The following is a 14,806-nucleotide window of genomic DNA, read 5'->3' as shown; positions in this document are numbered from 1 at the left end:
ATCGGGGGCGCCGCTGCGCCGATGAAACCGCGCGGGCCGGCCAAGCAGCCGGCACGCCGCTATAGCTGGAAATCGGGCTGATAGGCGTCGTAGCGGCCACGGAACTGCTCAAAGACGGCGATGGTCCGCCGGGCGATGCCGGTCCAGCCAAAGACGCGGCGGGCAAAGCGCGCACCCTCGACCGCCAGCACGTCGCGCAGCCAGGGATATTGCAGCGCCATGTTGATCATCGCGGCGAATTCCTCGGGCCGCTTCGGATCGGCCACCAGCGCGTGCCGGCCGAATTCCACCTGCTCGTGCAGCCCGCCATGGATGGTCATCACCGTGGGCGTGCCGCAGGCCATCGCCTCGACCGCCGTCATGCCGAAGGGCTCGTAGCGCGAGGGCAGCGCAAAGACCCCGGGCGCGCGGTAATGATCGACCAGTTCCTCGTCGGGGACATAGCCGCGCCAGTCGATGGCATCGGCGACACCCGCCTCGGCGGCCACCGCCTTCCACTCGTCGATCAGCGCCAGGTCGGCCTCGGAATTGCCGCCGGCCGCCAGGACCAGCCGCGCCTCGGGCTGGAGGATCTTCAGCGCCGGCAGCGCCTGGATGATCAGGTCATAGCCCTTGTTCTCGGCCGCCCGGCCGACGACATAGACATCGGTCGGCTGCATGTTCAGCCGCGCCCGCGCCGCCGCCACCTTGTCGGGCGGGGCCGGGGTAAAGCGGTTCTCGTCGATGCCGGGCGGAATCATGGTGATATGCTCGCGCGGCAGCGCGTATTCGGCCGCAATCAGCTCGACCTGCTGTTCCGAAGTGGCGATGATGTGGTCGCAATTGCGATAGAGCACGAATTCCTTCTGGATGCGCTCGTCGAAGCGATAGCCCGCCATCTCCTCGGCCGTGGCGCCGCGCATGTCGTGCTTTTTCCACCAGCCCAGGGAATGCGGGGTGTGGATATGCGGGATCTGCAATTCCTCGGCGATCTTCTGGCCGCAGACCCCGGCATCCCAGTAATGGCTGTTGACCACGTCATAGCGCAGCTCGCGGCGGCGGATGGCGGCCAGGGCGTTGGTGATGAAATCGCCATACCAGTCGTGCATGTCCTCCTTGCGGATGAAGTCCGGCCCGCCGAAGGGGATGCGCCAGATGCGCAGGTTGTCGTTGATGATATCCTCGGCCGGCTGGTCCTCGAAACGTCGGGTCATCACGTCGACCTTGTAGCCGAGCCTTGCGAAACGCTTGGCGAGTTCCAGGACGAAGACCACCTGGCCGCCGGTATCGGGCTTGCCCAGCTCGGGTGAGCCCGCGACATAGCCATGCAATGAAATCATCAACAGCGAACCCACGGATTGGGCCATGCTCTCGTCTCCTCTTGTCTTGCGGCAATGTCAGCCGGGCAGGATACCCAGCGCGATCAGCCCCTCGAGGACGCCCGCCGCATGGGGCGCCCGCGCGCGATAGCTCTTGCCCGGTGGCATGGCCTCGATCAGCTCCCGCCGCGCATTGCCGACGGCAATGGCGCGAGACCCAACGTCGAACAGGGCCAGATCGTTTCCGGAATCCCCCGCCACCACCATCCGGCCGGCCGGAATGCCAAGCCTTTCGGCAAGAAACCGCGCCGCCGCGTCCTTCCCGGCGCCGGGGGCAAGCAGGTCCAGGTCGCTTTCCCCCGAGAACACCGCCCGCACCGGCAGTCCCGCCGCGGCCAGCGCCTCCAGCACCCGGGCGCGGGCCTCGGGGTCGGGCACCGCGAAGCTGAGCTTGCCGGCGGTCAGGAACTCGGCGGGATGCGGGGCAAAGCCCATGCCGGTGACAAGGGCGAAGACGGCCTCGGACGGCCAATGCTCGAAACGGGCGGCCCAGTCCGCAAGCCAGGCGCCGCCGATGCGGATCTCGGTGCCCATGCCGGTGATGATGGCATCCGGTGCGAAATCCGCGGGAAATTCGCGCGCCAGGGTGGCATCGACGCTGGCCGCCGGCCGCGACGAGTTCAGCGCCAGCCGCAGCCGGTCGGGATGGCGCCGGACCACCGCCCAGAGCCGCTCCAGCGCCGCCCGGTCGCCGGTCAGCGTGTCATCGACATCGCTGACCAGAAGCCAGGGCTTGCTGTCGGTCCCGCCGCTCACTCGCCTGCCGCCCCGGCGGCGGCAAGAAGGTCGGGCGCCTGGGTCGCGGTATAGACCATCTCGGCCGCATGTTCGCTTACCGGCCGGCTCAGGGTTTCGAGCGTGACGCCGCACAGGCCGAGCGTCGCGGATTCGACATAGAACCCCACCGCGCCGCAGATGAAGCTGTCATCGACCAGGCTGAGGACCACATAGCCGTCGATGGAGAGTTCCAGATAGGTGCCATGCGCCACCACCTCGATCTGCCAGGGACCATGCGCCGAGCTGCGGAAACGCGCCTCCTGCAAGGACTTGTAGCGGAAGGCATGTTCGAACTCGGGCGTGGGATTGGCGCCCCAGGCACGCATCTGGGCGATGCCGTTCATGCAGTCGAGCGACAGGTAGTAGCCGTCGCCCTCCTCGCTCGCCCGCAGGATCAGGCCGGTCTTGCCCGGCCCTTCCAGCGTCATCTCGGCCCGCAGGCGGAATTCGTCGTGCTGGCCGGGCAGCAGGAAAGCCTCGAAACCGCTGCGGGTGCCGAGGGACAGGCTGTCGTCGCGGGTCTCGGCCCGGGCGGTGGGATTGCCGCAGAGCATCCGGCACTCGGCCGTGCTGGCAAGCGCCAGCCTGGCGGTCACCAGCCCGTCGAAGCCCCGGTAGGATTTCAGCCGCAGCCGCCCGTCGGCAAGGGCCACGATCTCCTTGGGCGGCGGCAGCAGCCGCTTGATGAATTCATGGCCGTTGATGAGCAGTTCGGTCTTGCTGAAGAAGCTGAACAGCAGCAGCCGATCTCCGGCCCGGCAGATGCGGCCGGCATAATTGCCATGCGGCAGAAGCACGTCGTCGCAGAAATTCTCGTAAGGCCCCTCGATGCGGTCGGAATACCAGTAATGGATCTTGGTATCCTCGCGGATCGACCCCATCAGGTAATAGCGGTCGTGGAAATGAAAGAGGTTCGGCACCTCGATGTCGTCATAGAGGCCGGGCCGATGCAGCGGCGGGCCGAATTCGAAGCGGTCGGGCGCGACCTCGCGGGCCAGGCCGACGCAACCGCGGCGGATCACCGGCCCGTCCTTGGCCCGTGCCGCGGCCAGCAGCAGGCGCGTACCCGTCTCGGGCTCGTGGAAGAAGAACGGGTCGCGGAAGCTGACCCAGCGGCGCCCCTCGTCGATGCCGGATTCGTAATGCGGACCGCCGATCTCCAGCGGATAGGGCGCCCCGCAGCGCGTCCAGGCATAGAGATCCGGGGACCGCGCCAGACCGACCCGCTGGACGCGGCCGAATTCCGCGCGTGTCAGACCGGTATAGAACATCCGCCACTGGCCCGGCCGGTCCGGGTCCGGGGTGACATGCATGGTCCAGAGCATGTCGTCGTCCCACGCGCCCGGGTCACCGACGAAGAACGCATTCTTGACCCGCCGCCAGGAAAGCCCGTCGGAACTGACCGCATGGGCGATGAAGTCATGGTTCGGCAGGACGAGGTGAAAGAGGTGATAGATGCCCTCGTGGAAGACCACGTCGACGTCGCCGATATCCGAGCGCAGGAAGCCGTGCGAAGCATACATGCCCCGAAACTTGCCCATCCCGGGGCCAAAGGTAAACCCGTTTTCTGCCGCCTGTCCGGATCTGCGGCGGAATCCGGGGCCGGCATGGGGTGCCGGAACCCGGCCCGGCGCCGCGCCGACGCCGGCCGGCAAGCCGACGCGGAGACAGGCACTCTCCGGGCCGCCTTCGTCGCGCCGCCGGGGAAGGGCTTGATCTTGCCGGCGTTATCGCGATCCCGTCATGCGACCTGGATTGCCTCGGGGCCACGCTCACGCAGAAACGCGCATGCGGTCACCACAACTGGCAAGAACCCGCAAACGCCCCATGCGCTAGCCCAGGAGAGCGCCCCCGCAGCAGGGCGCGCCCGTGCGGCGAGCGGACGAGAGCCGTCGCGCCTGCCTCGCCACCGGACCAGCACGGCGGATTTTCTCACGGAGATCGCAGCTTCGGCGCCTATCTGCCTGCGATCCGGTGCGGTGCCTGATCCTTCACAGTCCGCGGGAGGGCGAAGCTCCGGTCGGGTTGGACGGGGTGATCCTTGAACCCGGGCGCGACGACTCGCTGCGGCCGATTCCAGACGATGCAAGCCCTTCTTCTCTCAGTCGGGCCGATGCCCGGCGGGCCGGACAGGGGTGCTAAAGCAAGGGTCGGCAGGGATTCGGATAGCGTCTCCGCGCCTTTCGCGCTGACGTGCCGGTATCAGCCGGATCGTCCGAATTCCGGGAAAACCATCCTTGCGGCCTCGGTTGCGGCATGGGGTTGCCGGTGCATAACCCCGCGCAAAGCACGGTTGTGAGGCCGGATCCTTTCTGGCCACCGCCCTGCTCGTTGAAAATGATTTGCGCGGATGGCCTGTAAGCCGGATTTTGTTCCGGGGTTGCCCCCTTCGATGACCATTCCTCTGGCCCCGCCATTGCTGACGGGATCTAGCTGCCAACCCGGACCTGCTGGGGCAAAGGCGGCCCTGTCTTGCGACGCGCGGTCCCTATTCGGCATTGCTCCCGGTGGGGCTTGCCGTGCCGGGACTGTTGCCAGCCCCGCGGTGGGCTCTTACCCCACCGTTTCACCCTTGCCCATGCCTGCATGGGCGGTCTTTTCTCTGTGGCGCTTTCCCTGGGGTTGCCCCCGCCGGGCGTTACCCGGCACCGTGCCTTCATGGAGTCCGGACTTTCCTCGACGTCGCCGCCGCGGTCATCCGGCCATCCGCGCAAGGGTCAGATAGGGCGCCGCGCGCCCGGGGTCAAGCGCCGCGCCAGCCGCCCGGCCGCAGGAGTATTTGGGAAACGGTGAAAGCAGCGGGGGCCGGCTAGAACGGCACGTCGTCCGCCGGGCCGCCGGGGCCGGATTGCGCGGCGGGCTGCACATAGCCCGCCTTGATGGTCTTGAAGCCGGTCGGGAATTCGACGGTCAGCGTATCCTCGGCAATGCCCATGATGATGCCATTGCCGAATTTCTGGTGGAACACCCGGTCGCCGACCGCAAACCGCGCCGCCGGCTCGGCATCGATCACCACCGGGGTGCGGTGGACGGGCTGGGCCCGCTGGGCGGAGCGTTCCTGCATGCGTTTCCAGCCCGGCGAGTTATAGACATCCGCCCGCGCCGCGCGTTCATGCATCACCGATTGCGCGAAAGGCTGCCCGAAAGACTGAGCGGCCGCGCCGTAGCCGCCGCCGTAAAGGCCGGGCGGCGTCAGCACCTCGACATGATCTTCGGGCAGTTCGTCGATGAAGCGCGAGGGCAGCGAGGACTGCCATTGCCCATACATGCGGCGATTGCCGGCGAAGCTGATCGTCACCAGCTCCTCGCCGCGGGTGATGCCGACATAGGCGAGGCGGCGCTCTTCCTCGAGCCCCTTCATGCCGCTTTCGTCCATGCTGCGCTGGCTGGGAAACAGCCCGTCCTCCCAGCCCGGCAGGAAGACGATGGGATATTCCAGCCCCTTGGCGGCATGCAGCGTCATGATCGAGACCTCCTCGGACTGCTCGCCCTTGTCATTGTCCATGACCAGCGCGACATGTTCGAGGAAACCCTGAAGGTTTTCAAATTCTTCCAGTGCCTTTATCAATTCCTTCAGGTTGTCGAGCCGCCCCGGCGCGTCGGGCGACTTGTCGTTCTGCCACATGGCGGTATAGCCGGATTCGTCCAGGATCCGCTCGGCCAGCTCGACATGGTTCACGCGGCTGTCCAGCGCATCGGCATGCCAGCGGCCCATGGCCTCGGTGAACTGCCGCAGCGCCCCCGCCCCCTTGCCGCCAAGCGCGCCGGTGGCGACAGCCGAGGCCGCGCCTTCCAGAAGCGACAGCCCGCGTTCCCGCGCCTCGATCTGGATCTTCTGCACCGCCTTGTCGCCCAAGCCGCGCTTGGGCACGTTCACGATGCGCTCGAAGGCCAGGTCGTCGGTCGGGCTGACCGCCAGCCGGAAATAGGCCATGGCGTCGCGGATCTCGGCCCGCTCGTAGAAGCGCGGACCGCCGATCACCCGATAGGGCAGGCCGATGGTCATGAAACGGTCCTCGAAGGCCCGCATCTGGTGGCTGGCCCGCACCAGGATGGCGATGTCGTTCAGGCTGCGCTGGCCGATGCTGTGGCGATGGCCGCCATGGAAGGCCTCGATCTCCTCGCCGATCCAGCGCGCCTCGGCCTCGCTGTCCCAATGGCCGATCAGGCGCAGGCGCTCGCCCTCCTCGGCCTCGGTCCACAGCGTCTTGCCCAGCCGGCCCTTGTTCGCCGCGATCAGCCCGGAGGCGGCGGCGAGGATATGCGGGGTCGAGCGGTAGTTCTGTTCCAGCCGGATCACCTGCGCGCCGGGGAAATCACTCTCGAAGCGCAGGATGTTGCCGACCTCGGCGCCGCGCCAGCCATAGATCGACTGGTCGTCGTCGCCCACGCAGCAGATGTTGCGATGCGCCTGCGCCAGCAGCCGCAGCCACATGTATTGCGCGACGTTGGTGTCCTGGTATTCGTCCACGAGGATATAGCGGAAACGGTCCTGCCAGGTCCGCAGCACGTCGGGATGCGCCTGGAACAGGTTGACGCAATGCATCAGCAGGTCGCCGAAATCGACCGCGTTCAGCTCCAGCAGCCGGCGCTGATAGGCGGCGTAAAGCCGCCCGCCCCAGCTGTCGAAGGCGCGCTCCTCGCCCTTGGGCAGCTTTGCCGGGGAGAGGCAGCGGTTCTTCCAGCCGTCGATCAGATGCGCGAGCTGCCGCGCCGGCCAGCGCTTCTCGTCGATATTCTCGGCCTGGATCAGCTGTTTCAGCAGCCGGATCTGGTCGTCGGTGTCGAGGATGGTGAAGCTGGGCTTCAGGTGCAGCTCGCCATCGCCGATGAGTTCGGCATGGCGGCGCAGGATCTTGACGCTGATCGAGTGGAAGGTGCCGAGCCAGGGCATGCCCTCGACCATCTCGCCCAGAAGCCGGCCGATGCGGTCCTTCATCTCGCGCGCGGCCTTGTTGGTGAAGGTCACGGCCAGGATCTGACCCGGACGCGCACGGCCGAGGTTCAGCAGATGCGCGATGCGGGTGGTCAGGGCGCGGGTCTTGCCGGTGCCGGCGCCGGCCAGCAGCAGCACGGGCCCGTCCAGCGCCTCGACCGCGTCGCGCTGCGCCGGGTTCAGCCCGTCCAGATAGGGCGTCGGCCGTGCGCCCATGGCACGCTGGGAAAGCGGCACCGGGGCGGCTGCGGCCTCGAAGGCGGCGGAATCGTCGAAATCGCTCATGCCACGAACATAGTCCGGACATCGCAGCCTTGGAAGCCTATCGTTCCTATTTCGTTCCAAAGGCGGCGAGGATGGCAAAAACCATCCACAGAAACAGCAGGATCAGGGTGAAAAAGACCGCAGAAACCAAGCTGACCCGCCCCGGGGCGCCCATGCCGCGCCGATGCAAATATTCCGAGAACCCGCCAGGATCCCACAAAAGGCTGCCATAGGAAAAAAGAAAGGCTGAATAGCCGGCAGCCCGCTGCTCGCGCAGCCGGCGGGCGCGCCATTGCGGGAACAACTCTCCGGCGCAAATGTGCACGCCAAACGCGCCGCCAAGCCAGTACGCGACGACAAGCGACATCAGCCAGAGCATTCACGCCCTGAGGCCGGCGAAGATCGCGGGATCGAGGCTGGCATGGGCGAAGGTCTCGCCCTGGGTCAGCACCGAAACCGCGTCATGCGAATGCAGCGATTCCTGGTGGCTGGCGACGACGCGGAAATCGCCGATGCGGGGCTCGGCCATCAGTTCGGCGGCAAAGGCGCGCACCGCATCCTCCACGAAGATCGGATTGGCGGCGTTCAGCTCGGCAAAGGCCTGCTCGTCCTCGCGCTTGACCATGACCTGGGTTTCGGTGGCGACGGCGCGGCGGCACAGCGCCACCATGTCCTCGAACCACAGCGTATCGCCCTGCATCACCACCGAGATCCGCGCCACCGATCGCTGCGAATGCGGCGTCGCCAGTTGCCCGCGCATCTGCCGGGCATGCTCGGCCAGCTCCAGCGAGCAGGGGCAGGTCGAGCTATAGACATAGTCGAAATGCATGATCCGCAGCCGCTGCCCGGCCTTTTCGGCCAGTTCCAGCGCAATGTCGTAATATTGCCAGCCCGACAGGCCCGAGCGCAGCGATTCGACCCGCATCGGATAGCTGAGCCGCATCATGATGCGGGCGTCGAAGCTGTCCAGGTCGGATTTGTAATCCTCCAGCGCCGCTTCGAGCACACCCATCGAAAACTGCTTGTCGGCATGGGCATAGAACGAGCGCATGATGCGGCTCATGTTGATGCCCTTGCGGTCGGCCTCCAGGCTGACGGTGCCGGTGACGCTGGTCTCCAGCGCGATCTCGCCGCCCTCCTGCGTCAGGTAGCGGATCGGCAGGCGGAAATTCGAGATGCCGACATGCTGGATCGGGGCGCGGGCACCGACGATCAGGCTGGCCGGGCCATTCTGAAGATCGGGCAGGCTGGCCTTGTAGCGGTCGTCCACGCGGAAATCGGCCGGATATTCGCGGCTCAGCGCCGGATAGGCGCGTTCGGTGGCGACGGGGCGGGCCTCGGTCATGGTCGTCTCCCTGGCAGGACGGCAACTATTTGGGGGCTCGGGGCCGGAAAGGAAAGGGGCGCCCGGCAGGTTCCGGGCACCGGCATGTTAGGCCAGCGACTGGCGAATGTCAGCAACCAGGTCGCCGGCATCCTCCAGCCCGATGGACAGCCGCAGCAGGCCCGGGGTGATGCCGAGGCTTGCGCGCGTTTCCTCGGACAGCCGCTGATGCGTCGTGGTCGAGGGATGGGTGACGATGGATTTCGCATCGCCCAGGTTGTTCGAGATCTGAAAGATGCGCATGCGGTTCATCGCCGCGAAGGCCGCGTCCTTGCTGCCCAGGTCGATGGCGACCATGGTGCCGCCCGCGCCCATCTGGCGCTGCACCAGATCATACTGCGGATGCTGGGGCAGGCCCGGATAGATCACGCGGGCAAGCCTCGGCTCGTCCTTCAGCGCGGTCGCCAGATGCAGGGCGCCGTCGGTCTGGGCGCGCACGCGCAGCTCCATCGTCGCGAGCCCCCCCAGCATCATCCAGGCGTTGAAGGGGCTGATCGCGCCGCCGGTATGTTTCAGATAGGGCTCGGCCACCTCGCGCACGAACTGGCGCGTGCCGCAGATCACCCCGCCCAGGCAGCGGCCCGAGCCGTCGATATGCTTGGTCGCGGAATAGACGACCACATCGGCGCCCTGTTCGACCGCGCGGGAATAGACCGGGGTGGCAAAGACATTGTCCACGACCACCAGCGCGCCGACCGCATGGGCCAGTTCCGCCACGCCGGCGATGTCCACCACCTCCAGCGTCGGGTTCGACACCGACTCGAAGAACACGGCCTTGGTATCCGGCCGGATCGCCGCGCGCCATTGGTCAAGGTCGGTGCCGTCGACGTAAGAGACCTCGACCCCGAAGCGGGCCAGCACGTCGAGCACATAGAGGCAGGAGCCGAACAGCGCCCGCGACGAGACGATGTGATCGCCCGGCTTGACCAAGCACATCAGCGCGCCGTTGACCGCCGCCATGCCGCTGGCGGTGGCGAAGGCGTCCTCGGTGCCTTCGAGATTGGCGATGCGATCCTCGAACATGCGCGAGGTCGGATTGCCATAGCGGGCATAGATGAATTCGTCCGGGCCGGTCTGGAGGAAGCGGGCCTCGGCCTGTTCGGCGCTGTCATAGGAAAAGCCCTGGGTCATGAACAGGGCCTCGGCCATCTCGCCATACTGGCTGCGGCGAATGCCGTGATGGACGGCGCGCGTACGCGGATGCAGAGGCTGGTTCGACTCCTGGGACATGGCTCGCTCCTGATGGTCCGGGATTCGGGTTACCCTCGCCCGGCCAGCCATGCAAGTGTCCCGGGCCGGCTATTCGCCGTCGCGGGGCTGGGCGTGGCGCTCGAACAGGCGGGCGTTGGCGATGAAGAACACCACCATGATCGCCGGCAGGCCGAAGGTCTTGAAGTTCACCCAGGCGGTTTCCGACATCAGCCGCCAGACCGCCTCGTTCGCCGCGGCCAGGCCCAGGAACAGCAGCCCCATGCGCAGGGTCAGGATGCGCCAGCCCTCGGCATTCATCGGCAGGGCCTCGGACATGACCAGTTCCAGCCAGTTCCGGCGCAGGGCCAGGCTGACGCCCAGAAGCGCGGCGAAGATCAGGTAGATGATCGTCGGCTTCATCTTGAAGAATTTCGGATCGTTCAGCCAGACCGACAGCCCGCCGAAGATCACCACCAGCACCAGCGTGGCGATCTGCATGGGCGAGAGCCTGCCGGTCAGCCGCCACAGCGCCAGCGTGCTGAGCGCCAGAACCGGCACGAAGGCCAGCGTGGCCAGGATGAAGCCGGAATAGTCGCGGCCCGCCAGCGTGACCGTCTGGTCGCGAAAGCGCATGAAGACCAGAAAGAACAGGATCAGCGGGCCGAATTCCAGCGCGGCCTTGAGCCAGGGGTTGATCTTGCGCGATTCGGTCAAGGCGGGCTCCTCTATGCAGCGGTGGCGGGGTTTTGCCCCGGCCGGGACGGCGGCGCAAGCGGCGGGCTGGCCTCCCGGCCGGATCAGTCCAGCCGGATCGCCGCCAGGATCGGGCCGCTGGCCGAGCGCGGATCGCCCCGGCCCAGTTCCTGCGCCAGGATGGCATGGCGGGTATCGGCCGGGAAATCGGCGCTGTTCTGGGTGTCGCGGCGCACGGTCATGCGCAGCGGGGTGCGGCCGTCCCATTCGGCAATGCGCTCGGCCGCCAGCACCACGTTGCGATAGTCCAGGGCGATGCCGCGGTTCTCGCCGGCCTTGATCGCCACCCGCCGCTGCGGCGCATAGCGCACCAGGATGATCGCCACCCGGTCGGCGATGGCGCCGCGCGGCGTCAGTTCGATGCGATAGCCGTCCTTGTCCTGGCTGGACGAGACCATGACCATGGCCGGCCGGGCCATCTGGGTCTGCAACAGGCCCATCAGCTCGGCCGGGCGCAGCGCGATCAGCGTATCGGTGCCGCCGACGATGATCTGCGGCGTATAGATCGCCCGCTCGCCCGTCTGATGGGCATAGGCCTGCTGCCGGCGGGTGAACTCGGGCCGGGCGAATTCATCGGCCCAGCCGAGATAATCCCAGTAATCGACATGCCAAGACAGCGCCAGCACGTCCTCGCGGTCGGCCAGGTCGGCCAGCAACTCGTCGGCGGGCGGACAGGACGAGCAGCCCTGCGAGGTGAACAGCTCGACCACCACCGGCGGATGGCCGACCGGCCCCATCATGCGCGGCTGCACCTCGGCAAAGGAGACCATGGCCGAGGCGGCCAGCGCATCGGGATCCACCACCGGCGGCATCCCCTCGACCGGCACGCCCGGCTCGCCCTCGGGCGCCTCGATCAGGCCGATGACGCCGTCATCGGACTCGTCCTCGAAAAAGGACGGCAGGCCGGACTCGGCCCCGCCGGGCGCGGGCGTGGCCGCCGGGGCCGTGGCCGCGGAAGGCGCCGGGTCGACCGCGGCATCCTGGGCCCAGGCCGGCGCGGCAAATCCGCTCAGCAGCACCCACAGGGCGCAGGCCAGGCCCGGCAGGATCGTCGTCTTCCGTCCCCGCCCGCGGGCCGTCGTCTTCATGCGCCTTGCCGCCATGTCATCCGTTTTCCCGGCTTTTCCGATCCGCAACAGCTAAACCGCCCGGCAGGGGAACGACAAATCAATGCTTTGTTAGCGCGCCGTGCCCGGCTTGTGACCGTGATGCAAAACCCACATCTTGCAGCCGCAGCAAAAAGTTGGCATACAATTGCATACAAACCCTGCCCGCCCCCCTTGATCCCCATCCCGAAAAAGGGGCAAATGGCAGGCAGCACCGCCATTCAGCCACCTTTTCAAGGATAGGGAGCCGAGTCATGCCCATCGAAACCGGAACAGACACCGCCAAGACGCGCCGCCAGCTTCAGGTGGGCTCTCAGCGCTATGCCTATTACTCGATCGACGCCGCGACCCAGGCCGGCCTGGGCGATTTCTCGAAACTGCCGGCCTCGCTCAAGGTCGTGCTGGAGAATCTGCTGCGCTTCGAGGATGGCGGCCGCACGGTCAGCGTCGAGGACATCAGGGCCTTCGCCGAATGGGCGCAGCAAGGCGGCCAGAACCCGCGCGAGATCGCCTACCGCCCGGCCCGCGTGCTGATGCAGGACTTCACCGGCGTGCCCGCCGTGGTGGACCTTGCCGCGATGCGCGACGGCATCAAGGCGCTTGGCGGCGATGCGCAAAAGATCAACCCGCTGAACCCGGTCGATCTGGTCATCGACCATTCGGTGATGATCGACGATTTCGGCAATCCCCGCGCCTTCCAGCGCAATGTCGAGCTGGAATATGAACGCAACATGGAACGCTACACCTTCCTGAAATGGGGGCAGAAGGCGTTCAACAACTTCCGCGTGGTGCCGCCCGGCACCGGCATCTGCCACCAGGTGAACCTGGAATACCTGGCCCAGACCGTCTGGACCGACACCGACCAGAAAGGCGAGACCGTCGCCTATCCCGACACGCTGGTCGGCACCGACAGCCACACCACCATGGTCAACGGCCTGGCCGTGCTGGGCTGGGGCGTCGGCGGGATCGAGGCCGAGGCGGCGATGCTGGGCCAGCCGGTCTCGATGCTGATCCCCGAGGTCGTGGGCTTCAAGCTGACCGGCAAGATGATGGAAGGCACCACCGCCACCGACCTGGTGCTGAAGGTGGTTTCCATGCTGCGCAAGAAGGGCGTGGTCGGCAAGTTCGTCGAATTCTACGGCGAGGGGCTCGACCACCTGCCGCTGGCGGACCGCGCCACCATCGCCAACATGGCGCCGGAATACGGCGCGACCTGCGGCTTCTTCCCGATCGACAACGAGACGCTGCGCTACCTGCGCAATACCGGCCGCGACGAGGACCGCATCGCCCTGGTCGAGGCCTATGCCAAAGAGAACGGCTTCTGGCGCGGCGCGGATTACGCGCCGGTCTATACCGATACGCTGCATCTGGACATGAGCGACATCGTTCCGGCGATCTCGGGCCCGAAACGCCCGCAGGACTACACGCCGCTGAACCTCGCCGCCCGCGCCTTCTACAAGACCGTGGCCGAATATCGCGGCATCGACATGTCGGCCGCGGCCGAGGAAATGGTCGAGGAAGGCGGCGGCGTGGTCGCCACCTCGGGCACCGACGTGCGCAAGACCGTGGCGGTCGAGGGCAAGGACTACACCATCCGCGACGGTTCGGTGGTGATCGCCGCGATCACCTCCTGCACCAACACCTCGAACCCCTATGTGATGATCGGCGCCGGCCTGGTGGCCCGCAAGGCGCGCGCGCTCGGCCTGACCCGCAAGCCCTGGGTCAAGACCTCGCTGGCCCCCGGCTCGCAGGTGGTGGGAGAATATCTCGAAGCGGCCGGCTTGCAGGAGGACCTGGACGCCATCGGCTTCAACCTGGTCGGCTACGGCTGCACCACCTGCATCGGCAACTCGGGCCCGCTGGGCGATGCGGCGATCTCCAAGGCGATCAACGACAACGACCTGGTCGCCACCGCCGTGCTGTCGGGCAACCGCAACTTCGAGGGCCGCATCTCGCCCGACGTGCGGGCGAACTACCTGGCTTCGCCGCCGCTGGTCGTGGCCTATGCCATCGCCGGCGACGTGAACATCAACCTGACCAAGGATCCGATCGGCCAGACGCCCGAAGGCAAGGACGTCTACCTCAAGGACATCTGGCCGACATCGCAGGAGGTCGCGGAACTGGTCGAGGCCACCGTCACCCGCGAAGCCTTCCAGAAGAAATACGCCGACGTGTTCAAGGGCGACGAACGCTGGCAGGCGGTCGAGGTCACCGACAGCGAGACCTATGACTGGCCCCCGACCTCGACCTATATCCAGAACCCGCCCTATTTCCGCGGCATGTCCAAGGATCCGGGCCAGATCAGCGATATCGAGGGGGCGCGCATTCTGGCGATCCTGGGCGACATGATCACCACCGACCACATCTCGCCCGCGGGTTCGTTCAAGCCGACCACCCCGGCCGGCAAATACCTGACCGAGCGGCAGGTCGCGCCCAAGGACTTCAACAGCTACGGCTCGCGCCGCGGCAACCACGAAGTGATGATGCGCGGCACCTTCGCCAATATCCGCATCAAGAACGAGATGCTGGACGGGGTCGAGGGCGGCTATACCCTGGGCCCGGACGGCGAGCAGACCTCGATCTTCGACGCCTCGATGGCCTATCAGGCGCAAGGCACGCCGCTGGTCATCTTCGGCGGCGTCGAATACGGCGCCGGCTCGTCGCGCGACTGGGCGGCCAAGGGCACCAACCTGCTGGGCGTCAAGGCGGTCATCGCCGAGAGCTTTGAGCGCATCCACCGCTCGAACCTGGTCGGCATGGGCGTGATCCCCTTCGAGTTCACGGGCGGCGAGAACCGCAAGACCCTGGGGCTCAAGGGCGACGAGGTGATCTCGATCGGCGGGCTGGCGGGCGCGTTCAAGCCGCTGTCGCTGGTGCCCTGCACCATCCGCTATGCCGATGGCAGCGAGAAGGTGATCCAGCTCAAGGCCCGCGTCGATACCGAGGTCGAGATCGAATATCTCGAGAACGGCGGCGTGCTGCATTACGTGCTGCGCAACCTCGCCAAGGCCTGAGCCGCATCACAGGGCAAGCTTCG

Annotated in this window: 10 protein-coding genes and 1 other RNA gene; 1 reads left to right on the top strand and 10 read right to left on the bottom strand. The window is 66.8% G+C overall.

What is annotated here, in order from left to right; translation table 11 throughout:
- Positions 1-59 precede the first annotated feature (59 nt).
- The 10 genes from AQY21_RS25230 to AQY21_RS25190 all read right to left on the bottom strand — a co-directional run bounded on the left by AQY21_RS25230 (position 60) and on the right by AQY21_RS25190 (position 11,751).
- Positions 60-1,346, bottom strand: coding sequence for a glycosyltransferase (locus AQY21_RS25230; RefSeq protein ID WP_082658261.1), 1,287 nt, complete (start codon positions 1,344-1,346; stop codon positions 60-62).
- 30 nt (positions 1,347-1,376) lie between these two features.
- Positions 1,377-2,114, bottom strand: coding sequence for an HAD family hydrolase (locus tag AQY21_RS25225; RefSeq protein WP_058100335.1), 738 nt, complete (start codon positions 2,112-2,114; stop codon positions 1,377-1,379).
- Positions 2,111-3,658, bottom strand: a complete 1,548-nt coding sequence (locus tag AQY21_RS25220; RefSeq protein ID WP_058100380.1) for a glycosyl hydrolase — start codon at positions 3,656-3,658, stop codon at positions 2,111-2,113. Before AQY21_RS25220 ends, AQY21_RS25225 begins: the two co-directional genes overlap by 4 nt.
- Before the next feature lie 819 nt (positions 3,659-4,477).
- Positions 4,478-4,845: RNase P RNA component class A (gene rnpB, locus AQY21_RS25470), an RNA gene on the bottom strand.
- A 99-nt stretch (positions 4,846-4,944) separates the two neighbouring features.
- Positions 4,945-7,356 carry an ATP-dependent helicase gene (locus tag AQY21_RS25215; RefSeq protein WP_058100334.1) on the bottom strand — a complete coding sequence of 804 codons (2,412 nt, stop codon included), beginning with the start codon at positions 7,354-7,356 and terminating at the stop codon, positions 4,945-4,947.
- A gap of 46 nt (positions 7,357-7,402) precedes the next feature.
- A complete protein-coding gene (locus tag AQY21_RS25210) occupies positions 7,403-7,714 on the bottom strand; it encodes a hypothetical protein (RefSeq protein WP_058100333.1) in 312 nt (103 codons plus the stop codon).
- Positions 7,715-8,680 (bottom strand): GTP cyclohydrolase FolE2, encoded by a 966-nt coding sequence (folE2, locus tag AQY21_RS25205; protein WP_058100332.1) that lies wholly within the window; start codon positions 8,678-8,680, stop codon positions 7,715-7,717.
- 87 nt (positions 8,681-8,767) lie between these two features.
- A complete protein-coding gene (gene metZ, locus AQY21_RS25200) occupies positions 8,768-9,949 on the bottom strand; it encodes an O-succinylhomoserine sulfhydrylase (RefSeq protein ID WP_058100331.1) in 1,182 nt (393 codons plus the stop codon).
- 69 nt (positions 9,950-10,018) lie between these two features.
- Positions 10,019-10,624, bottom strand: coding sequence for an inner membrane-spanning protein YciB (locus tag AQY21_RS25195; protein ID WP_058100330.1), 606 nt, complete (start codon positions 10,622-10,624; stop codon positions 10,019-10,021).
- Positions 10,625-10,707: 83 nt separating this feature from the next.
- Positions 10,708-11,751, bottom strand: a complete 1,044-nt coding sequence (locus AQY21_RS25190; protein ID WP_238986900.1) for a thioredoxin family protein — start codon at positions 11,749-11,751, stop codon at positions 10,708-10,710.
- Between the two features lie 272 nt (positions 11,752-12,023).
- Between AQY21_RS25190 and acnA the strand changes: the two genes are divergently transcribed.
- Positions 12,024-14,783, top strand: coding sequence for an aconitate hydratase AcnA (gene acnA, locus AQY21_RS25185; RefSeq protein ID WP_058100328.1), 2,760 nt, complete (start codon positions 12,024-12,026; stop codon positions 14,781-14,783).
- The last annotated feature ends 23 nt before the right edge of the window (positions 14,784-14,806 follow it).

The sequence above is a fragment of the Paracoccus sp. MKU1 genome (assembly GCF_001447385.1).
Taxonomy (GTDB): Bacteria; Pseudomonadota; Alphaproteobacteria; order Rhodobacterales; family Rhodobacteraceae; genus Paracoccus.
This window is presented reverse-complemented; position numbering and strand designations above follow the sequence as displayed.